At 33.1% G+C, this 21,977-nt stretch carries 20 protein-coding genes and 1 riboswitch; of the genes, 7 read left to right on the top strand and 13 right to left on the bottom strand.

The genetic code is table 11. The features are described 5' to 3' along the window. Window positions 1–24: 24 nt before the first annotated feature. From dcm to BDW25_RS05250, 13 genes are all read right to left on the bottom strand, one after another. Complete coding sequence (gene dcm / locus BDW25_RS05310) at window positions 25–1,239, bottom strand: DNA (cytosine-5-)-methyltransferase (RefSeq protein ID WP_133945102.1); 1,215 nt, start codon at window positions 1,237–1,239, stop codon at window positions 25–27. A gap of 65 nt (window positions 1,240–1,304) precedes the next feature. Then, window positions 1,305–2,912 (bottom strand): hypothetical protein, encoded by a 1,608-nt coding sequence (locus BDW25_RS05305; protein ID WP_133945032.1) that lies wholly within the window; start codon window positions 2,910–2,912, stop codon window positions 1,305–1,307. A gap of 384 nt (window positions 2,913–3,296) precedes the next feature. After that, entirely contained in the window at window positions 3,297–4,163 is an 867-nt protein-coding gene (galU, locus tag BDW25_RS05300) for a UTP--glucose-1-phosphate uridylyltransferase GalU (RefSeq protein WP_002448353.1), read from the bottom strand. Between the two features lie 158 nt (window positions 4,164–4,321). Continuing rightward, window positions 4,322–5,677: a gluconate:H+ symporter gene (locus BDW25_RS05295; RefSeq protein WP_133945030.1), complete on the bottom strand. Its 1,356-nt coding sequence runs from the start codon at window positions 5,675–5,677 to the stop codon at window positions 4,322–4,324. Between the two features lie 43 nt (window positions 5,678–5,720). Then, on the bottom strand, window positions 5,721–7,169 hold the full coding sequence (gene gntK / locus BDW25_RS05290; protein WP_133945028.1) for a gluconokinase: 1,449 nt from the start codon (window positions 7,167–7,169) through the stop codon (window positions 5,721–5,723). A 22-nt stretch (window positions 7,170–7,191) separates the two neighbouring features. Further along, window positions 7,192–7,872, bottom strand: coding sequence for a GntR family transcriptional regulator (locus BDW25_RS05285; protein ID WP_133945026.1), 681 nt, complete (start codon window positions 7,870–7,872; stop codon window positions 7,192–7,194). Window positions 7,873–7,989: 117 nt separating this feature from the next. Further along, the gene (locus BDW25_RS05280; protein ID WP_133945024.1) at window positions 7,990–8,712 is read right to left on the bottom strand and encodes a MerR family transcriptional regulator; all 723 of its coding nucleotides are present in this window, start codon (window positions 8,710–8,712) and stop codon (window positions 7,990–7,992) included. Between the two features lie 91 nt (window positions 8,713–8,803). Beyond that, the gene (locus BDW25_RS05275) at window positions 8,804–9,679 is read right to left on the bottom strand and encodes an alpha/beta fold hydrolase (RefSeq protein ID WP_071860245.1); all 876 of its coding nucleotides are present in this window, start codon (window positions 9,677–9,679) and stop codon (window positions 8,804–8,806) included. A gap of 123 nt (window positions 9,680–9,802) precedes the next feature. After that, complete coding sequence (locus BDW25_RS05270) at window positions 9,803–10,504, bottom strand: GTP pyrophosphokinase (protein ID WP_133945022.1); 702 nt, start codon at window positions 10,502–10,504, stop codon at window positions 9,803–9,805. Between the two features lie 155 nt (window positions 10,505–10,659). Continuing rightward, a complete protein-coding gene (locus BDW25_RS05265) occupies window positions 10,660–11,073 on the bottom strand; it encodes a DUF2188 domain-containing protein (RefSeq protein WP_049334727.1) in 414 nt (137 codons plus the stop codon). Between the two features lie 72 nt (window positions 11,074–11,145). Further along, window positions 11,146–13,083 carry an FUSC family protein gene (locus BDW25_RS05260; RefSeq protein ID WP_208318179.1) on the bottom strand — a complete coding sequence of 646 codons (1,938 nt, stop codon included), beginning with the start codon at window positions 13,081–13,083 and terminating at the stop codon, window positions 11,146–11,148. Window positions 13,084–13,194: 111 nt separating this feature from the next. Then, entirely contained in the window at window positions 13,195–13,479 is a 285-nt protein-coding gene (locus tag BDW25_RS05255) for a putative quinol monooxygenase (protein ID WP_002448351.1), read from the bottom strand. A 177-nt stretch (window positions 13,480–13,656) separates the two neighbouring features. Next, on the bottom strand, window positions 13,657–14,937 hold the full coding sequence (locus tag BDW25_RS05250; RefSeq protein WP_049418967.1) for a pyruvate MFS transporter: 1,281 nt from the start codon (window positions 14,935–14,937) through the stop codon (window positions 13,657–13,659). A gap of 342 nt (window positions 14,938–15,279) precedes the next feature. Further along, a riboswitch (TPP riboswitch) is annotated at window positions 15,280–15,389 on the top strand. 68 nt (window positions 15,390–15,457) lie between these two features. On the opposite strand from BDW25_RS05250, the gene BDW25_RS05245 reads away from it, so the two are divergent. From BDW25_RS05245 to BDW25_RS05215, 7 genes are all read left to right on the top strand, one after another. Beyond that, the gene (locus BDW25_RS05245; protein ID WP_002488780.1) at window positions 15,458–16,048 is read left to right on the top strand and encodes a thiamine phosphate synthase; all 591 of its coding nucleotides are present in this window, start codon (window positions 15,458–15,460) and stop codon (window positions 16,046–16,048) included. Continuing rightward, complete coding sequence (thiO, locus tag BDW25_RS05240) at window positions 16,041–17,156, top strand: glycine oxidase ThiO (RefSeq protein WP_071860241.1); 1,116 nt, start codon at window positions 16,041–16,043, stop codon at window positions 17,154–17,156. Before BDW25_RS05245 ends, thiO begins: the two co-directional genes overlap by 8 nt. Then, window positions 17,140–17,340, top strand: coding sequence for a sulfur carrier protein ThiS (gene thiS, locus BDW25_RS05235; RefSeq protein ID WP_049432659.1), 201 nt, complete (start codon window positions 17,140–17,142; stop codon window positions 17,338–17,340). The genes thiO and thiS overlap by 17 nt, the downstream gene beginning before the upstream one ends. Window position 17,341: 1 nt before the next feature. After that, window positions 17,342–18,109 carry a thiazole synthase gene (locus tag BDW25_RS05230; RefSeq protein WP_002454859.1) on the top strand — a complete coding sequence of 256 codons (768 nt, stop codon included), beginning with the start codon at window positions 17,342–17,344 and terminating at the stop codon, window positions 18,107–18,109. Continuing rightward, on the top strand, window positions 18,109–19,107 hold the full coding sequence (locus BDW25_RS05225) for a HesA/MoeB/ThiF family protein (protein WP_133945017.1): 999 nt from the start codon (window positions 18,109–18,111) through the stop codon (window positions 19,105–19,107). The genes BDW25_RS05230 and BDW25_RS05225 overlap by 1 nt, the downstream gene beginning before the upstream one ends. A 117-nt stretch (window positions 19,108–19,224) precedes the next feature. Next, complete coding sequence (gene uptA, locus BDW25_RS05220; protein ID WP_133945015.1) at window positions 19,225–19,836, top strand: undecaprenyl phosphate transporter UptA; 612 nt, start codon at window positions 19,225–19,227, stop codon at window positions 19,834–19,836. Window positions 19,837–19,981: 145 nt separating this feature from the next. Beyond that, complete coding sequence (locus tag BDW25_RS05215; RefSeq protein ID WP_064207100.1) at window positions 19,982–21,946, top strand: fructose-bisphosphatase class III; 1,965 nt, start codon at window positions 19,982–19,984, stop codon at window positions 21,944–21,946. The last annotated feature ends 31 nt before the right edge of the window (window positions 21,947–21,977 follow it).

Genomic DNA, 21,977 nt, shown 5'->3' with positions numbered 1-21,977 from the left:
AGCAGTTTTTTATGATATCTTTTTTTAATTCATACTATTTAAGGTTAAAAACTCTATATTTTTTTTGTTTTTTATAATTTTTTGGTATTCTTCATCCGATACATAATTTATAGTAGTTGAATTTGTGAATACATCTAATTCACTTTTACTATCAAAGCTATTGATTAGGTAGCTTTCACCCTCAAATTTCCCTAACATTTTAGTATATAAAACATTATAATATCCATTAATATCGAAAGAAAAATTTAATTTATCATTTTCTAAAGCTTTAGAAATATTATTTGCAATTCTTCTAATTACAGAAACCACGACACTATTACCCGCCTGCTTATATAATTGACCATGTGATACTTCTTTAGGTAACTTAAATTCTTTAGGAAATCCTTGGACATTAAAAGTTTCACGGGGTGTTAGCTTTCTAATTCCATATTTTGTTTTAATTAAAGGTACATTATGCCCTCCAGTACCCATATTTGCGGTAAGTGTAGGAACTACGCCACTTCTATTAGCTCTAACATATTTTCTTCTCCACTGATAAACTGTATTAGAATCTACTATGCTTTCATTCAAAGTATCATAAAAAGGTTGTTTTCCTTTTCTGTAATAATATCTCTCATCTTTAGAGTCAGTAAAATCTATTACATCTTCTAATGAAGTCTTTAGTTCAATAGCTTCTGGAAAACTAAAACTATCAAAAGCTTCATATGATTTAAAACCAACGATATATATACGTTCACGATTTTGAGGAATATTACCATAATCTTTAGCATTTAATACTTTCCATTTTATAAAGTATCCGTTCATAGTCAATGCCTCTTTAATAACTTTAAAAGTATTTCCATCATCATGTGTTACCATATTTTTTACATTCTCTATAAAAATAGCTCTAGGTTCCTTTTTCTTTATAATTCGTAATAACTCAAAAAATAAATCTCCTCTTTCATCTTCAAATCCCTTTCTATAACCAGCAATACTAAATGCTTGGCAAGGAAAACCACCAACTATAACGTCACTTTCAGGAACTTCATTTTCATTAACTATATGAATATCTCTAGTATCTAAAAATGTACTATCGTAATTTTCCTTATAAGTTAATTGAGCATTTTTATCAAACTCATTCGCGTAATGAACTTTAAATTTATTAGTTTGTTCAAAACCTAATTCAATTCCTCCAACACCACTAAAAAAAGCAGCAAGTGAATATTTTTTATTCTTAACTTTATTGCTCTCGGACGACATTTTATTCACTCACTTTCAGATATTCTTTAAATTATAACTTTAACTTCTAAATGCGTACTTACGTTCTATTTAAATCTATTTTCAGATACCCAACCTATCGAATCTAATGGCGGATTATTTTCATCAATCCAAATAAATTCTATACCAATTCCTCTTTTATAATCTTTAAATTTATACAATCTTATTCCATTAATACCAACTTCAATTAATTTTTGCTTAGTTAATACTTCTCTAGGTTCAAGTTGAAATACTCCTCTTAGAATCCATTCACCAAGTATCTGTTGATCTTTGTAAGATTGTATACTTTTGCCATTATCTTGATTTATATAAGCTTTTATAATATTTTTTGAAGATATAAATTCTAAGTTAAAAATTCTTTTTTCCTTTGGTAGTAATAATTTATTTGAATCCTTTTTAAACTTACCAATGTCTTTACCAAAAAAATCAGGTTTTTGATTGTGAAATGTTCTAGAATTAGGAATGGGAATATACATTTCACTTATTGGCCTAAAAATTGTTTTCTCTATTTCTTTTTCTAAATTTTTATTTCCAATGTTTTCAACATATTCCATTAAATTATTGCGGATGTTTTTCATTTTCTCTTTTTTATCTTTAGATTTCCATTCATTTAATAAAAGTGTTTTTAATTCATTCTCAATATAATTTAACTTTTGTATATTAACATGATCTTTATGTTTACTTATTATATTTTTTATTCTTTTTTCTCTATTATTATTAGATTTGCCTAATTTAAAACCACCATTAAAACCATTAAAACCAGAACTTTCTTCAACTCTTCCATTTTTATTATAAATTATCCAAGATACAGAATCCTCAATTTCATCTTCTAACTGTTGACTAAAATAATCATTATTATCTGTTTGTCTATTTAATTGCTCAAAAACCTCAAATGGGTCTTCTATATAGTCTACGTCCCAAGACTCTACTATAATTTCTCTATTATTAAAAGTCATATGTAGTTGACTATCTGCTGAAGTATATTTATATTCATGCTTATCATCTTTAAATTTAAAATTTGTAGGGTTTTTTAAACTTGTAGTACCTATAATTTCTAACTTCTCTAAGTTTATGAAATTATAGGAAGTTTCTCCAACATGTATTTGAGGTCTTTCACCTTTTTTAGATGGCATCAATACATGATATACAGATTCTACTTCTGCATCAGTTCCTTTAAATCCTTTTATTTGTTCTTTAGATGATTTAATTCTTTTATTTCTTAGAGTTGCTATTTTAAAAGCTAATTTTTTATATAATTGTTTATTTTTCTCATTTGCTTGTTCTTTTGTATCAGAATTTTTAGCATTCACAGTTATTTTATTTAATATATTTCCCCAATTATCAATTTGACTATTTTTTTTAAATTGAGCAATTTTTTGATCTCCTGAATATAATCCAAATGATTTAATACCAATTAAATATTTTTTATTTTCATCAATCAATAATGAAGCATCATATGAAGTATTTGCGATATCTTCACCAATAGCTCCAAATGATTTCTGAAAAACTGTTTCTTGAAATTTTGAATTCACTATAGGAGCAACTGTAGTATTAATATCTTCACTTTTTTGAGAAAAAGCTTCGCTTAAACTAGCAAAATTAGTTATTAAATTTTTATATTTTGCTTTTTCAGCTTTGTCTAGAGTAAACCACATATTTATTCACCTAATTACACAATTAAATTATTCTAATACTTACTATTTAAAATATACATTAATTCTCCCGAAAAGTGATACTATTAGTCAAAATATTGCTATTGCAACATCTATGATATTCAAATTTTATATTATATAATAAAAATGTCTTAGGAGAAGTCCTAAGACGCTGAGGAAAAGATTCTCAGAAAAAAATTTCTGAGATGTTGAGGATTTATGGTTAGAGAAGTGTTTGTCGACAATTTATACCTTCTCTAATCCAGGGCACGCCTTAGCGGAAAATAGGGTGTGTCCTGTTTTTAGGTTTAGTTTTGATGAGATTGAAGTGTCTAAGAAGATTGAAGAATCACCACTTGTTCTTCAATGTCTTAGGCACTTTAATTATTATAATCCTAAATGTTTAATAAATGTGACGAGTTCATCTTTCATTCTAGGATCTTTTAACGCATATTCTATTGTCGTTTTAACGAATCCTAATTTTTCTCCAACATCATAACGATTACCATCAAAGTCATATGCATACACTGGAACATCACTATTCATACGTTCAATCGCGTCGGTTAATTGAATCTCATTACCGGCGCCTTCTTTTTGTGTTTTTAAATAATCGAAAATTTCTGGCGTTAAAATGTAACGTCCCATAATCGCTAAATTAGAAGGTGCTGTACCTTGTTCAGGCTTTTCAACAAATTGTTTCACCTCATAGCGGCGACCTTGTTTCTCTAATGGATCAATAATGCCATAACGGTGAGTCACATGTTCAGGCACTTCTTGCACCCCAATAACAGAATGTCCTGTTTCTTCATATACATTCATTAATTGTTTAATCGCTGGCTCTTCAGATTCCACGATATCATCACCTAATAATACTGCAAACGGTTCGTTACCAATGAATTGACGTGCAGTATAAATGGCATGTCCTAATCCTTTTTGTTCTTTCTGGCGTACATAGAAGATATTCGCTAAATCTGTAGAATAATGTACTTTTTCTAATAAGTCTGTTTTACCTTTTTCTTCAAGGACCATTTCTAATTCTTTTTGATTATCGAAGTGATCTTCAATCGCACGTTTATGTTTACCCGTCACAATAATAATATCTTCAATGCCCGCACGTGCCGCTTCTTCAACAATATATTGAATTGTTGGCTTATCTAAAATAGGAAGCATTTCCTTAGGCATGGCTTTTGTCGCTGGTAAAAAACGTGTCCCTAAACCAGCCGCAGGTATGATGGCTTTCTTTATCTGTTTCAAACTCGAATATCTCCTTTGCGCATTCTGTCTTTTATATTATAAGTAAGTTTATCATTCTTTTATTGTCATTCATAGCGATTGACTGTATTCTTCCATGCTATAAAAAAATAAGAAGTAAGATTGAAATTCATTGATTTCTCTCTCACTTCTTTTATCAGTTATACAAACAAACTAATGAATAAGATAAAGATGATGCCCGATACTGAAATGATGGTTTCAAGTAATGACCAAGTTAAGAAGGTTTCTTTAACGGTCAATCCGAAATATTCTTTAAACATCCAGAACCCAGCATCGTTAACGTGTGATAAGATCACGCTCCCTGCACCAATGGCAAGTACGACAAGTGCCACATTTGCATCTGAATGTTGTAATAATGGTAAAACGATACCTGTTGTTGAAATCGCTGCGACTGTTGCTGAGCCTAGTGCAATACGTAATACTGCAGCGACAATCCATGCTAGTAAGATAGGTGACAGGGTTGAACCTTCGAATAACTTAGCAATTGTATCCCCTACACCGCCATCAATGAGGACTTGTTTAAATGTACCGCCGCCACCAATAATTAAAATCATCATACCGATTGGGTAAATAGCATTCGTTACAGATTTCATAATGTCATCCATTTTTCTTCCTCTATGTAAGCCCATTGAAAAAATAGCAAAGATGACTGAAATTAACATCGCTGTACCTGCTGTACCGATAAAGTAAATGATTTGTTCAAACAGATTTTCAGCATTTTCATGTCCAGTCACTAATTGAACAACCGTTGATAATAACATTAAAATAACAGGTAATACAGCAGTGAGTATACTTAAACCAAAACTTGGCATTTCAGATGCTTTAAATTCTTTTTGTGAACCAAGTGCTGAAATATCCCCTTCACGTGTATAAGCAGATGGGATGAGTTTTTGTGCAAATGTATTAAAAATCGGACCTGCAATGAGTGTCACTGGAATGGCAATAATAATCCCATATAGTAACACCTGTCCAATATTCGCTTTTAATTCTTTTGCTATGACCACAGGACCAGGATGTGGTGGTAAGAAACCATGTGTCACAGATAACGCTGTTACCATAGGTAATCCTAATTTCAGTGGTGACACTTTCGCACGTTTAGCAATGGTAAAAACAAGTGGAATGAGTAATACGAGTCCTACTTCAAAGAATAATGCAATACCAACGATGAAAGCTGCAATCAGCATCGCCCACTGAACGTGTTTTTGTCCAAATGTATCAATCAGTGTATCTGCAATACGATTGGCGCCTCCACCATCTGCCAGTAATTTGCCAAGTATTGCGCCTAATCCAAAGATGAGTGCAATATGACCTAGGGTACCGCCCATACCTGCTTCTATCGTTTCCATTACTTTATTTAAAGGCATGCCTAATAAGATGGCCGTGACAATCGATGTAATAATTAATGAAATAAATGTATTTAGTTTTAAGAAAATAATCAGTGTCAATAGTAATACGATTCCAATAACAACACTTGCTAGTGTCCATATTGTTCCCATTTGTCTTCTCCCCTTTGACGTTTAATTGATTTAAATACGTAGATTAATTCATATGTTTACGTTGAAAATCTGCAATTTCTTCATAGCGATCTTCAAGTGTACGGCTTAAGTTTATGAATATCGTTACAAGTTGTTGATACACGTTTACTGTATCTTGGTTGGGTTGATGTGCATGAGTCGTACCCACCATATTTTCGATAATTGAATAATCTTCAATATCTCCTAATGCTTTTAAACCAAGGACACACGCACCTAGACAAGAGCTTTCATAACTTTCTGGTACGATAACATCAGTATCAAAAATATCTGCCATCATTTGACGCCATACTTCACTTTTCGCAAAGCCTCCTGTTGCTTTAATCGTATTTGGCGTTTCATTCATTACTTCAACAAGTGCTAAATAGACGGTATAAAGGTTGTACAACACCCCTTCAAGTGCAGCGCGTATCATGTGTTCTTTTTGATGTGACAATGTTAACCCGAAGAATGAACCCCGTGCATTCGCATTCCATAAGGGTGCACGCTCTCCCGCAAGATACGGATGGAAAATTAAGCCATCTGCACCTGGCTTAACACGACTCGCTATTTTAGTAAGTACATCGTAAGGATCCACTCCCAGGCGTTTTGCTGTTTCAACTTCACTGGCGAGTAATTCATCTCGTAACCATCGAAGAATGACACCCCCGTTATTGACCGGTCCACCAATCACATAATGCTCTTCATCTAAGACATAACAGAAAATGCGGCCTTTATAATCTGTACGAGGTTTATCAATGACTGTACGAATCGCACCTGATGTCCCAATTGTGACTGCAACTTCACCTTTTTTATAACTATTAACGCCTAAATTTGATAACACCCCATCACTTGCACCAACCACAACCGGCGTATTTTCATCGATGCCCATCAATGTGGCATAACGTTTTTTCATCCCTTTTAAAATATAGGTCGTTGGTACAAGTTGAGGCAATTGATAGGTTGAAATACCGAGTAATTCAAGTGCTTCTTGATCCCAGTCTAATTGTTGTAAGTTAAACATACCTGTTGCTGAAGCCATAGAGTGATCCATCACGTATTCTCCATAAAGTTGATAGAAAATATACGTTTTAATATCCGCAAATATTGCAGTTTTTTGATAAATATCTGGTTGTTCATGTATCAAGTCAGCATATTGATTCGCACGGTTATCCGCCCAAATTATACTTTCAGTTAAGCGCTCGTGTTGACTATCTAATGCAATTAAGCTATGCATTTGCGCACTAAAAGAAATGAGTTTAATATCTTCTTTACGCACCCCAGATTCGCGAACCACATGTTTGACGGTCATTAATACGGCATCGAATAATTCGTCAGGATTCTCTTCTGAAACATCAACATTTGGCGTATGTAAAGGATAGCCAATATGATGCTTTGTAATAAATTGACCATGTTCATCATAAAGTACTGACTTCGTACTTGTTGTTCCAATATCTACTCCAATCATGTATTTCATACCTATTCCTTCTTCCTTCTATTTATTGTAACCAAAAGCTTTCAATATCTTTACCTACATCATCAAAGTTTAAATGAAACGCTTCTCTTAACGTATCCGTATCATAACGTTCTACCGCTTCTATAAATATCGAGTGATTACGGTGTATTCTGTCAAAATCTTCTTTATTTGTTCTCATTCGCTCTCTCATTGAACATAATACAAGTACTTCTACAATGGGTTTCAAATGGTTCCAAAATGTTTGAAGATAATGATGTCGAGAGGCGTGAATCAATGCTTCATGAAATTGAAGATCGTGTTGCGTAAATGATTCAGCATCTTCAAATTGAACAGCAACTTTCATCATTTCTAAATGTTTTCTCATTTCTTTAATCACTTTTTTTCTATCAATATGCTTTAATTTTGAAAATGCAAAGGATTCAAGCATTAATCGTAAATCATATAATTCTTTCTTTTCTTGTTCACCAAATTCAAGAACCCTTGCACCCATGCGCTCGAGGTGAATGAGTTGATTCGTTTTTAGCAATTTAAATGCATCTCTAACTGGAGAACGACTTACATCGAATTGTTTAGCCACTTGATTTTCAGTTAGTAATGTATCGGGTTCAAGTGTACTGTTAACAATCTGAAACCTAAGTTCCGCAGCGATACTTTCCCCTGTAGTCATTCTGTTTTTCCATTGTTTCGGATAATGCTGTTCCATGTTTTCACCTCAATACGTTAACTTGTATACAAGTATAGTAATACACTCATTCTAATTTTGCAAACGCTTACTTTTTTGTAATTTAAAACACCTAGCTCATGATAAGCCAGGTGTTTATTACGATTCGTTTTGATATACTTCGATACAATAATGTGTTTGATGGCAGTTGGGACATGTTAATTGTCTTGTTTTAGGTGTATGTTTCGCTTTCACGAAGGCACCTAATGTAGGTTTAAATGTATGCTGGCAATTCGGACATAGATATAACACTTTTTTTAAATATATTGCTGTCAGCGCAATGGCATATGTGATTAAGATGGGGAATATAACGATCAATGGCTTAATTGAACGTCCTAATAGACTTAATAGTAAACCACTATAGTGTATGATCCCTAAGATTCCAGCACTTATCCAAATCTTTTTTCTAAAGTATGCTATTTTATATTCTTGTTTCATAGCGTCATCTATGTCAGTAAGATGGTTAATAGGCGCACTTGATTGCTCAGAAATGTATGTTTCGACTTTTTCAATTTGTTTTAATGTATGACTGTACATCTCTACTTTTGAATGTAACGCATCTTTTCTCAATGAAAGTAATGTTTTAAACGTGTTCATATTTGTATCTTCATCAAGTAATGTCTTTATTTCATCTAACGTACATCCTAATTGTTTTAATACTAAAATCAATTCAAGCTGCTTTACATGTTCGTCAGTATAATATCTGCGATTAGAGTCAGTTTGTCGATGAGCTATAAGTAATCCTCTTCGATCGTAATATTGTAGTGTTCGAATCGTGACATTATTCCGTTTTGCCAATTCTCCAATCGTATAGTGTGACATATCATTCACCTCCTACTGTTAACATAGCTAATGACGCTACGTCATAAGCAAGTATGATTTTTACATTTGCTTATGCAGTCTGCCGGTCGTCTTATTCTTCTTGAATCCACTGTTTAATGTGGTCAATAATACCTATGGTTCCATTAGGCAAATTATCCAAGACAGCAGGAAAGTCGATATGTCCGATACCAGAATACACGACTTCATTTACTTCACCGCCATATTTTTTATACATTTTCATTGTTTCTTGTGAATCAGTGTAAGGAATGATTTCGTCATCTTCTCCTGAAATAAATAAAAGTTTAGGAAATTGCTCTATTTCCTCTATATCTGGAAGGTAATCTGCGTTTGTAGAATAAATGATATCTGTAATAATCGTTTTAATGGGTGCAATATATGAAAATAAGTTACGAATACTATTATTTTTGTTATGAAAAGATTTTTTCAAAATATACTGCGGTAAATTTTTAAAGGCAATCATCTCATCTTTAAAATGATCTCTTTTACTATTTGAAGTAAATAAGCGTGACAACATACTTTGATTTGGTGTAATACGTGCAGCGCTATTTAAATAAACCAGATGTGAAATAGGTAACGTATTAAATTTTAATAAGCGTGTTCCTATCATTCCTCCCATAGAATAACCTATGATAACTAAGTTTTTAATACCGTATGTTTCGATAACTTGTGAAAGCACATCATTGATACGCTCAGAATAATCATCTAACGTATGTTGTTCTCTTACAATGTTAGAGCTTTCGCCTCTACTTGGACAGTTAACAAAAATAAGGTTGTTCTCTCTAAAATAAGGCTCAAACAACAACATAATGCGATATGTCATCATTGCTCCATGTATAAATACGATGGTTCTATCTGCTTTCATATTTCCGGCAAATGCGACTTCAATGTGTTCACCCTTAAATTGTTTTAGTTCATATCGTTGTGACTTAAAATTCTGTTTAATCATTTTAAAACCCCAAAAAATATATATTACTATTAATTTATTTTATCATAAAAATATATCATTTTATTTTATATAAAAAAGCGAAACAATAGCTATACATTTCTATCGTTTCGCTATATGACTAAATTATTTATCTTTATCTTGAATCTCTGAGTGAATGGTTTGCATTTTTGCTTCGACATCTGAGATTTCTACTGCACATTCTTTAAGTTTGTCTTTATAGTCCTCTGTATTGGTATTATTTTTATAACGAATTTTATGTTCTAAACTTGCCCACATATCCATACCAATAGTTCGAATTTGAATTTCTACTGGTGTAATCTCTACTCTATCAGCTAGAAAGACTGGAATCGACACGACTATATGAAGACTGCGATAACCATTTTCTTTTGGGTGTTGTATATAATCTTTACGCTTAAGTAATTTAACGTCCTCTTGTTTTAATAATAATTTCTCAATCACATAAATATCTTCAAGATAATTACATACCACACGAATACCAGCGATATCTAAAATATTGGTTTTCGCTGTTTCCGCATCTATAGTTAAACCTTTACGTTGCAATTTTTTAACTAAACTCGTCATTTCTTTGACGCGACGTTCCATATGATGAATTGGATTATGTTTGTAAATATGATTAAAATTGTCATCCAAAATATCTAACTTCGTACTAATCTCTTTTAATGCAGAAGAATATAGATGATCGAGTTCTACGAAACCTACTAGCTTATCGAAGGCTTCATCTCCATTCTTAAACTTATCAATATTTTCTTTGAATTCACTGCGTAGCTCTTCAATGTACAATGATGGTTTTCTCTCTACGTACATATTTGTTGCCTCCTTTAATCATCACTGTATATTATATCTAACTCTTAAGTGAACTAAAAATGATAACCTAGACTTGACGCTACTCATTTAGTCTGAGTCATTTAGTCATAAAAAAGCCGAATAGCAAGTTTCATTGCTACTCGGACTCTATTACATTATTCATCTTTTTGATGTTCAATCACATGTGTACCACGATTATCAGCAATTTCTTTGGCACGTTGTTTTGCTTCTTTTTTAGTACTAAACGTATCAGACGCTTGTTTTGCATCTTCTGTTTTAACTTTCCATTCATGATCCTCATAATATACATGAACATCTTCATCATTCAGTTCAGGTCGTGCTGATGGATCTTTTTGATGTTGAGTAATATGTTTATGTTTTAATTCTTCTAATTCTTCTTTACTGGCATCTTTGTACCATTCTTCTGCTTGTTTTGTTGCAATAGGAATAGCGTCTCCCTCTTTGTAGCCATCTTTTAACATCGCATTTGCAATATCAATTGCTTTTTTACGCTCTAATTCATCTAAATGTTTCCAAGTTTGTGGATAATCATTCATTGTCCAAGGCATGATGTCACGCTCCTCTATAGTGTTTAGTAAGCTTTACCACCCTACGCTATAATGAAACGTCATACATTGATATTAAGCGTCCACCGTTTTCTGATGATTTGTATGATCAACGTCTTTACGTGTTGCTACACAATTATCTTGTAACTTCATTAAGGCAGATTTTAAATAATTATACTGTGGTAAATCGGTCAATTCTTTTTCATTAAGACTACCGCGTAATTCAAAATGTTTTGCTACATTTTCAAATGTGACAAGATATTCTCCCATTTGTTTTTCTGAAATGCGTTGACGTTGTTTGTCTTGCATTGCACGCATTAACATAAAGCTAATTTCTTCTAAGGCAAAAATACTTGGATAATAATAACGAATGGCCTCTTTACTTGAGAATAATTCACCATTGGCTGAATTGTACACTTGTGTCATGTTATTCATTTTTACAGATAATGATAAACTTTCTGTTCTATCACGTGCTGTATCTTGGTATTTATTTTCTGAAAATAAATATTGGAAAATAACCGCTTCTTTACGTACCACTTCTGCAATCACAGTAGGTAACATGGTTGAAGCATTTTTTCGATTAATGATTAAAACACCAATGACCGCAATCACAATCCCGATCAATACGTCAACAATTCGTGTATACGCAATATCAATGGATAAATTACCAGAGGCTAAACCATTTAACAGGATGACTTGTGTTGTAATAAAAATAACTGCAAAAGCATAATTTGCTGCGACAAATCCTTCTGTCATCATAGCAGACAGCCCCATTAAAATGACTGCGACAATTAAATGAGGTTGGAAAAAGAGTATGGCTGATAGAAGTAAAGTCCCTACAATTGTTCCAAGACCACGTGCTAATGAACGGTCTAACATCCGAATCGTCGTTAATCCTAATAATACTGTATGGGCGGATAATGGAATCCAATATGAACGTTGGATATTGAAAAATAACGATACAAAAATAGCTGCGCCCATAATAACAGCATACGTTAATGCATTGCGGAAAATAATGGAATCGAGTGTTAAGTTTTGAACGATACGTTTACTATATAATGGCTTACGAATACTCGCTTCAGATTCTATTTGTTCCGGTTGTAATTGTGCAATTTCGTCTATTTTAAGTATGTGTTGCATCAAACTTTCAAATGGTTCATCCACATCGACTTTTTTCGTCCATTTTTCTCGTTTTGAAGATAATTTATAGGCATTTCTTGTAATCATATCCATCATCTCAATCAGTTCTTGAGGGATGGGACGAATATTTTTTTCATTTAGTTCAAGTAACTCGGCATAAATTCCTTGGGCTGATGTATGAAGAAGCAATAACTTTTCAAAGCGAGAACTTAACTTTTCACTCATCGCAGTAGTCGATGTAATCAATAGTTTCTCTGAATTTTTAAATTTCGTTACTGTGTCTTGTGAAATATCATTAAATTTTTCAGCATCATTAAAGTTATGCATTAAATTATTAATCGTCTGAAAGTCAGAGGTAATCGCTCGATCTTCAGCTTTTTGTTTTTGGAATACAATAGTTAAAATGACGACTAATGTCGCTAACATTCCTCCAATAAAAATCGCTAAGCCACGAATCGGTGCTTGTTCTGGAGCGTCAGGTAAGTTACTGGATAAGCAAAATGTAACTAAAAAGAATGTGGATGAAGGACCCGCAATTTTTAACACATTAAATACATAGAATGGAATGACAGTAACGATCAATAATAATACGCCGTACAGAACTGGCTGATTGACAGTTAATGTTCCAAGCATCATACAAATGGTAAAGGATAACGTACAAATAATGACTGTTCTTAACATTGATTGTGCTGAACCTTTAAATACATAAGTATGTGCCAAAGTTCCGGTTGCTACGAGTAGACCAAAACTAAAATGTCCTAGTAAATACCCTATCAATGTTGGGATAATCATTAATAATCCTTGGCGTATACCTTTCCATAGATTAATTTTAGGCTTATCAAACCTTATTAATGAAGCAATCACATGTCCCACTACTATCTTTCCTTTCATTTTTCATACCATCTTATTTCATACCATCTTATCATAACATGATAAACGCCTTGCCCAAGTACAAATATCACTTAGACAAGGCATGTTTAGTTATTATTTTGTTTCTGCTACATCAATGACAGGTTCTTCAGCGACATATTTTCCTATATTTTCACTAAATGCTTTGAAATGATCTGAATGGTTATGTGCTTGAACCGCTTCTTGGTCTTTATAATTTTCAACAACAACGAATGTGTTATGTTCTGCTACATCTTCATAATGAGCATAAAATGTATTACCCGGTTCTTGACGTGAACTTTGAACTAATTTGTTCATTAAATCTAAATAGTCATTACGCACATCTTCTTTAATTTTAAGCTTCGCATTAATAATAATCATATAATCACCTTCCAAATATAATTATAACGTTTTACCCGGATATTATAAAAAGAAAACAGTAGTAAGAAGAGAGGTAACATTGATTTTCAATTCAGTCATCGACAGTCAATATATTAAAAATGCCTGAGACAACTGATGATGTCCCAGGCTTTCACTTTTGTGGATAATGTATAAATCTTATTTAATATGTCTACTTTCATCTTTAATTAATGGTTTGTCTGGTGTAACGAAGAACCATAATACAGCTGCAATCACCGCTGGAATAATTAATAATTGGAATGTCATTGTCCAGCCAAGTGATGATACTAATGCACCTGCTAAAAATGGACTGATTAACGCACCAATATTTCCCCATAAATTCATCCAACCCGATACTGTACCAGCAAAGTTACGTCCAATGTCATTTGCTGCTGCCCAACTCATTCCCATTGAAATACCCATACCACCTAAGCCAAGTGATAACCAAAAGATGGTCACATATAAGTTTTGTGTATGAACTGCAAAGAAGATGGAGATAGCAAATACGATAAAGCCAACAATTGCAATTAACCCTCTCGCTACAAAACGACTTTGACCGCTATGCAAAATTTTATCTGAAATCGCACCCGCAGATAAAATTAAAATAAACATAATAAACCATGGTAAAGCACTAATTGTCATATCTTTAAATTGTACATGATATTGCTCAGTTAAATAAGTAGGTAACCAAATTAAGAATAGAGCAATAACAAATTGAACTACGAAATATTGCCCTGCAATGGCATAGAAACTCATGCGTTTAAAAAATTGATTCCAAGGTGCTACGGATTTAGTTGTTTCTACTAAATCACGATGTTGCATGATATACTGTTTTTCTGCATCATTGACCATGCGATGTTGCTCAGGTAAATCTTTTGCAATAATTGCCCAAAGTGCTGCAATCACAATACCAACTGCCCCAAAAATGTAGAATACGGCTTGCCAGTTAAATGCATTAACAATTGCGATAGTAATTACTGGTGCTAATACTGGACCGAAATATGATCCTGCTAACAACGCACTCGATGCTCTCCCTTTTTCATCTTTAGCAAACCAAGTTGAATTGAATACTGCATTAGATGGATACATTGGCGCTTCTCCGATACCAAATAAGAAACGTACTAAATATAATAAACCATGATGTTTAATCATTCCCGTTAAAATTGTAAATGCACTCCACCATAATAATGCGATTGAAATCATCTTACGTGGACCAAACTTCTCTGCTAACATACCTGAAGGCACTTGCATCAATGCATAACCTAGTGAGAAGAATGAAGCTAATAAACCAAATTGTTGCTTTGTCATGTGAAGATCTTCCATCATTTGAGGTGCAATAAATGAGATATTAGATCTATCCATATATGCAATGACCCCAATAATAAAGAATGCGATAGCGAAATACCAACGAACATTACTTTTCTTTTGTCTTTGTACCATAATTTTTTCCTGCTTCCCTTTAAAGTTGTGTTGATTCTACTTACACGTTGATAATGAAAACTCCCAATCATGTTGTTCCCTTTTTTTAACCGCCTTTCAAGCCCCATATCATAAGCTTTTTGCTATATTTTTTATAATATTAACAGGTTTTGCAAGCGTTTACAATTACTTTTTGAATATTTTTTATTTTATTTATACATAGCTATGTAAAATGTGTTTTACTGATTAAAAAGTATATTGCTACAAATCTAATTTGTTTTTGTATTTGAACTCTATTAAAAAAGGTTGTAGAATAAAATTGAAGCAAAAACGCTGATGTTTATTTTAAACACAACTGAATAAACAATCCACTGGAAGTGCCTTTGTTTAAGGCTGAGAGTAAAGAACGAACTTTATAATTCCTGGAACCTGATCCAGTTTGTACTGGCGTAGGAAAGTGGCGACTAGGATATCGTAAAGTTAAACAAAACGCTATTTCCCTACTACAGGGAAATAGCGTTTTTTTGTTTAATAAGGAGTGATGTTCATTTTTATAGCGATAACAAAATATAAAGATTTAACCAATGATGATGTACAACATTTTCTTGATATCTCGGATGGAATAGATGGGTTATTGTTTCGTACTCCCATGTCATCAAGTGATTTGTCTTCATTTTTAACATCACTTATAGAAAAAGGATTCCCTAAATCAAAAATCATTATTCATAGTGATGTACATTTACTTGAACAACTTCACCTCTCTCATATTCATTTTCGAGAAATGGATGAAGATGCATTTAGCTATAAATCAACGCATCCAGAGATTGAAGTGAGTATGTCTACACATTCAATTGAATCTGTTAAAGCAGCTTATGAACACGATCTTGATTATGTCTTTTTTGGTCACATTTTTAAGACACCTTCAAAACCTAATCAATTGCCTCGATCAAAAGCAGAGATTCAACGTGTGTTAGAGATTCCTATTCCCATTTATGCCATTGGAGGTATCACTGAAAAAACGATTCTTCAATTACCTCATGGTTTTAAAGGAATTTGTGCGATTTCTTTTTTTATGAACGCATCTTTACAACAAATTGAACTATTGCGAAAGGAGTGGTTGAAAGATGCATGATGTTTTAATCATAGGTTCGGGCGTGATTGGCATGTCTATTGCACGCCAATTAAGTCAATCTCACCTTGACATTGCACTTATTGATCGTGACGTACCAGGTAAACACGCGTCATATAAAGCAGGTGGCATGTTAGGTGCTCAAAATGAATTTACTGAAGATACTGATTTATTTAGACTTGCTCTTGAATCACGAAGTCTCTTTCCACAATTATGTCAAGATTTAGAAGATGAGACAGGTATTGATATTCAGTTTCAAAATTCAGGTTTAATTAAAGTAGCTAATCGTCCTGAAGATGTTGAAAGTTTAGAAAAACAGTATCAGTTTTTAAGTGGTTTAGATTCTAGTGTCATTGTTCTTTCAGATGAGGAACTGACTCATTTAACGAATGGCACAGTAACATCAAGTGAAATGGCTATTTACATTCCACAAGATGGACAGATTAATGCCAATCACTACACTAAAGCTTTATTTACATCTTTAAAGCAACGTCAAATTAAGCGATATGTCAATACAGAGGTACAATCTGTTCAGCGCCAAAATGGGTACTACGATGTTGAAACGTCACAAGGCACATTACAAGCTAAGAAAGTCATTGTGGCAGCAGGCGCATGGACATCTAAATTATTAACTCAATACTCACTACCTAGAGATGTCGTCGGTGTAAAAGGTGAAGTCTTACTGATTGAAAATGACCACTTGGATTTAAAAGAAACCGTATTTATGACCAATGGCTGTTATATCGTTCCAAAATATCCAAATCGTTTCTTAATTGGTGCCACAAGCGAGTTTGATAACTATTCAGTTGGTAATACAGACGATGGCATCTCTTGGTTACACCACTTTGCAAATGAACGTATACCAGAACTCGCACACGGCAAAGTCATTAAACAGTGGTCTGGTGTCCGTCCATATACTGAAGGAGAAATACCGATAATGGACCGTATTGATGAAGATTTATATGTGATTTCTGGTCACTATCGTAACGGTATTTTACTTTCACCTATTATTGGGCGTGATATTGCCAATTGGATACTCACCGGTGTTAAACCGCGTCGATATGAATCATTTAGTGCTTCAAGGAGGTTAAATCATGAAGTGTATCATTAATGGGGACACATTCAATTTTGATTCAGAACAATCTATTACATCTGTACTTGAATCTCTTGAATTAGACCCTAAACGTGTCATTGTCGAATATAATAAAACTTTAATTAAACAAGAAGACTACGATCAACATACAGTACGTGAAGATGATCGATTAGAATTATTAGAATTTGTTGGAGGCGGATAAAATGTTTAAAATTGGACCATTAGAAATTAAATCTCGTTTATTATTAGGTACAGGAAAATTTGAAGATGAAGCGACGCAAACAAAAGCGATTGAAGCAGCAGAAGCGAATGTACTAACTTTTGCCGTAAGACGTATGAATTTATATGATAAAAACTTACCTAATCCATTAGCAAATATTAATCTTAAAGACTTTATTACTTTTCCAAATACGGCCGGCGCCAAAACTGCTGAAGAAGCGATTCGTATCGCTGAAATTGCAAAACACGCTGGCGTATGCGATATGATTAAAGTCGAAGTGATCGGTGACGATGAAACATTGTTACCTGATCCATTTGAAACATATGAAGCATGTAAAGTGTTATTAGAAAAAGGTTATATCGTATGTCCTTACATTTCTAATGATGTCGTATTAGCGAAACGTTTAGAAGAATTAGGTGTTCATGCTGTCATGCCACTTGCTTCTCCAATAGGTACTGGACGTGGTATTAATAACCAACTTAATTTAAGTTACATTATTAAACATTCAAATGTTCCCGTTATTGTGGATGCTGGTATTGGTTCACCAAAAGATGCGTGTCATGCGATGGAATTAGGCGCTGATGCTATTCTTTTAAACACTGCAGTTTCAGGTGCAAAAGACCCTGTTAAAATGGCTGAAGCAATGAAACTTGGTATTCATGCAGGTCGTCTCTCATATGAAGCAGGACGTATTCCAGTAAAATATACTGCCCAAGCATCAAGCCCTACTGAAGGTTTAGGATTCTTATAATGCAACGCTATAACCGTCAATTGCGTTATCATGCATTTGGAGAGGATGGCCAAACTGCCCTCTCCAATGCAACCATTTTAATACTTGGTGCAGGCGCGTTAGGAAGTCACGTTGCAGAGCTTTTAGCACGTATGGGTGCGCATCATTTAGCCATTGTCGATATGGATATCGTTGAATTATCTAATTTACATCGCCAAGCACTCTATACTGAAGATGATGCTCACCATATGGTCCCTAAAGTTCACGCAGTTAAACAAAAGATTGAACACATTAATTCAAATGTAAACGTTCAAACTTATTACCAAGAAATTGACTCTACAACTATTGAGGACATTTTAAAAGCCGTCAATCCTGATATTGTCATTGATGGTATGGATCATTTCAAAATTCGTTATCTTATTAACGAAGCCTGTCAAAAAAACCATATTCCGTGGGTGTATGGTGCTGCTGTAGGCAGTAAAGGTACCGTTTACGGCATTGATTTCAAAGGACCTTGTTTGAAATGTTTATTAAAACAAATTCCAACCAGTGCAGAGAGTTGTGCTATTAATGGCGTATTACCGCCTGTGATTACACAGGTAGCAAGCTATGAGGTCACAGAAGCGATTCGTTATTTATCTGGTCATGGATTTTCTCATAAGTTAATTACTCTTGATGCATTTCATATTGATTATAAAGCATTGAATATCGATATTTTAAAAGATGATGAATGTGACGTATGTAGTAAAAGTCATTACGAATTATTAGAAACGAAACAACAACAGAATATTGAAAGCTTATGCGGAAAAACCTACCTATTTAGATATCAACCTACTGCTTTTGACTATGCTGAACATTTCCCAGGTGATATTGTGAAGTCAACCTCATTTGCAAAGCTAATTAAAGATGGTAATTATGACATCACCTTATTCAAAGATGGTAGAATGAATGTCTATGGCGTTGAAGATGATAATGAAGCAGAAAAATTGTATCATCAATATTTAAAATCCTTAAAATGAGTTGTACAATCCATATCATGTTATAACAAGCATTTCATAGTAAATTCCTATATAATGAATTTACTATGAATTTTTTATTCGAGAAATGTTTAATAACGGAGGATTTTTAACTTTATAATGGAACAAATTATTACAAATTTTATAGGTCAATGGGGTTATGCAGCCATTTTCATTCTTATTTTATTAGAAAATGTCTTACCTGTTGTGCCTTCTGAAATTATATTAACATTTGCAGGTTTAATGTCAGTTAAATCAGGTCTTTCAATTTTAGTCTTATTTATTATTTCAACAATTGCTTCATTTATCGGTTTACTTATTTTGTATTATTTATGTCGTTTAATTAAAGAGGAAAGTATTTATCGATTTGTTGATAAGTATGGTAAATGGTTCAAACTTAAAGGAAATGATGTGAAACGTGCGAACGACTGGTTTAAACGTTATGGCGCGTGGGCAGTTCTATTATGTCGTTTCATTCCTGTTTTACGTGTATTAATCACTATTCCAACAGGTATCAATAAAATGAATGTTGCAACATTTACGATGTTATCTTTATTAGGCACAACGATTTGGAACTTTACCTTAATTTTACTTGGTCGTCTTCTTAGCGATAGTTTCGATGTATTAATGTCTGGCATCCATACATATTCTTATTTTATGTATGTGATTCTTATCATTATTATTCTTTATGTACTCTATCGTCTATTCTTCAAAAAAAATAACGCTAAATAAGTACATTAATTTTACTTTCAAATTAAATTTACAACAATTCAAGCATCACTATTGAAAAAGTGATGCTTTTTAACGATAATTTATGTAAGCGGTTTTATTACTCTGCTTATGATCTAATAAATTTCCTATACAGGAGTGAAATCAAATGTCTCAATCTACGGAAAGTGAATTAAAGAAAAAGTATTTGGATTTACTATCTCAGCAATTTGATAGTCCTGAAAAACTTGCAACAGAAATTATTAATCTAGAATCCGTTTTAGAATTACCAAAAGGTACTGAACACTTCGTCAGCGATCTTCATGGTGAATATAAATCGTTCCAACACGTATTAAGAAATGGCTCTGGTAATGTCCGTGCTAAAATTAACGATATTTTTGCAGGTAACATATCTCAAAAAGAAATAGATGATTTAGCTGCACTAGTGTATTATCCAGAAGAAAAATTAAAGCTCATTAAGAATGACTTTAATTCAAAACGTGAGTTAAATGAATGGTATATCCTGACAATCGAGCGTTTGATTGATTTAATCACATATTGTTCTTCAAAATATACGCGTTCAAAACTACGTAAAGCTTTACCTTCAGAGTATACATATATCATTGAAGAGTTGCTTTATAAAAATAACGAATTTAACAATAAAAAATCGTATTATGAAACGCTCTTAAATCAAGTTATCGAGCTTGATCAATCAGATGATTTAATTATTGGATTATCTTATACCATCCAACGTCTTGTCGTCGATCATCTTCATGTTGTGGGTGATATCTACGATCGTGGTCCAGAACCTGACAAAATTATGGATACATTAATTGACTACCATTCTGTTGATATTCAATGGGGTAATCATGATGTACTTTGGATTGGAGCTTATGCAGGTTCTAAAGTGTGTTTAGCCAATTTACTACGTATATGTGCACGCTACGATAACTTAGATATTATTGAAGATGCATATGGTATTAATTTAAGACCCCTCCTCACTTTAGCTGAAAAACATTACGATGGCGATAACCCAGCGTTCAAACCGAAAAAACGTCCGGATAAAAAAGTGGGCTTATCTAAACACGAAGAAGCACAAATTACTAAGATTCACCAAGCCATTGCAATGATTCAATTTAAGCTTGAAATGCCAATTATTAAACGTCGCCCAAGTTTTGAAATGGAAGACCGTTTAGTTTTAGAAAAAATAAATTATGATACAAACGAAATTACAATTTATGGTAAAACGTATCCTTTAAAAGATACTTGCTTTAGTACGGTGGACCCTAAAGATCCTGCAAAATTATTACCAGAAGAAGAAGATGTTGTTAATAAATTATTACTGTCTTTCCAACAATCTGAAAAATTAAAACGTCATATGGCCTTTCTAATGCAAAAAGGTAAATTATATCTCCCTTATAATGGAAATCTTCTTATTCATGGTTGCATTCCTGTAGATGATAATGGCGAAATGGAATCTTTTGAAATTGAAGGTGTAAAACATAAAGGTCGTGATTTATTAGATGTCTTTGAACGTCACGTGCGCTTAGCGTTTAGCGACAAAGAGAAAACAGATGATTTATCTACGGATCTTGTATGGTATTTATGGACAGGAAAATACAGTTCTTTATTTGGTAAACGTGCCATGACTACATTTGAGCGCTACTTCATTGAAGATAAAGCGTCTCATAAAGAACCGAAAAACCCTTATTATTACTTACGTGAAGATGTTGATATGATTCGCAAAATGCTAAAAGATTTCGGACTTAATCCTGATGAAGGTCGTATTATCAATGGACATACACCAGTAAAAGAAATCGATGGCGAGGATCCTATTAAAGCTAATGGGAAGATGTTAGTCATTGATGGTGGATTCTCAAAAGCTTATCAATCTACGACAGGTATCGCAGGTTACACGTTACTTTACAATTCATTTGGTATGCAACTTGTAGCACACCAATTCTTTGATTCTAAAGAGAATGTCTTATCTGATGGTGCTGATGAACTATCAGTACGACGTGTCGTTGATGAAGAATTACAACGTAAAAAGATTAGAGATACGAATGTCGGTAAAGACATTATGGAACAAATTCGCATGTTAAAATTATTAATGCACGACAGATATTTAAAATAAACCTATAATAATGCCCAGCAACAGTTCAAAT

Origin of the sequence: Staphylococcus sp. AtDRG32, from assembly GCF_004365845.1 — a bacterium.
Taxonomy (GTDB): Bacteria; Bacillota; Bacilli; order Staphylococcales; family Staphylococcaceae; genus Staphylococcus; species Staphylococcus hominis.
This window is presented reverse-complemented; position numbering and strand designations above follow the sequence as displayed.

Bases quoted from the DNA above. Each gene is read 5' to 3' on its own strand.
- dcm (WP_133945102.1), bottom strand. From the start codon at position 1,239: ATGTCGTCCGAGAGCAATAAAGTTAAGAATAAAAAATATTCACTTGCT.
- BDW25_RS05305 (WP_133945032.1), bottom strand. From the start codon at position 2,912: ATGTGGTTTACTCTAGACAAAGCTGAAAAAGCAAAATATAAAAATTTA.
- BDW25_RS05295 (WP_133945030.1), bottom strand. From the start codon at position 5,677: ATGGGAACAATATGGACACTAGCAAGTGTTGTTATTGGAATCGTATTA.
- gntK (WP_133945028.1), bottom strand. From the start codon at position 7,169: ATGAAATACATGATTGGAGTAGATATTGGAACAACAAGTACGAAGTCA.
- BDW25_RS05285 (WP_133945026.1), bottom strand. From the start codon at position 7,872: ATGGAACAGCATTATCCGAAACAATGGAAAAACAGAATGACTACAGGG.
- BDW25_RS05280 (WP_133945024.1), bottom strand. From the start codon at position 8,712: ATGTCACACTATACGATTGGAGAATTGGCAAAACGGAATAATGTCACG.
- BDW25_RS05275 (WP_071860245.1), bottom strand. From the start codon at position 9,679: ATGATTAAACAGAATTTTAAGTCACAACGATATGAACTAAAACAATTT.
- BDW25_RS05270 (WP_133945022.1), bottom strand. From the start codon at position 10,504: ATGTACGTAGAGAGAAAACCATCATTGTACATTGAAGAGCTACGCAGT.
- BDW25_RS05265 (WP_049334727.1), bottom strand. From the start codon at position 11,073: ATGCCTTGGACAATGAATGATTATCCACAAACTTGGAAACATTTAGAT.
- BDW25_RS05255 (WP_002448351.1), bottom strand. From the start codon at position 13,479: ATGATTATTATTAATGCGAAGCTTAAAATTAAAGAAGATGTGCGTAAT.
- BDW25_RS05250 (WP_049418967.1), bottom strand. From the start codon at position 14,937: ATGGTACAAAGACAAAAGAAAAGTAATGTTCGTTGGTATTTCGCTATC.
- BDW25_RS05245 (WP_002488780.1), top strand. From the start codon at position 15,458: ATGTTCATTTTTATAGCGATAACAAAATATAAAGATTTAACCAATGAT.
- thiO (WP_071860241.1), top strand. From the start codon at position 16,041: ATGCATGATGTTTTAATCATAGGTTCGGGCGTGATTGGCATGTCTATT.
- thiS (WP_049432659.1), top strand. From the start codon at position 17,140: ATGAAGTGTATCATTAATGGGGACACATTCAATTTTGATTCAGAACAA.
- BDW25_RS05230 (WP_002454859.1), top strand. From the start codon at position 17,342: ATGTTTAAAATTGGACCATTAGAAATTAAATCTCGTTTATTATTAGGT.
- BDW25_RS05225 (WP_133945017.1), top strand. From the start codon at position 18,109: ATGCAACGCTATAACCGTCAATTGCGTTATCATGCATTTGGAGAGGAT.
- uptA (WP_133945015.1), top strand. From the start codon at position 19,225: ATGGAACAAATTATTACAAATTTTATAGGTCAATGGGGTTATGCAGCC.
- BDW25_RS05215 (WP_064207100.1), top strand. From the start codon at position 19,982: ATGTCTCAATCTACGGAAAGTGAATTAAAGAAAAAGTATTTGGATTTA.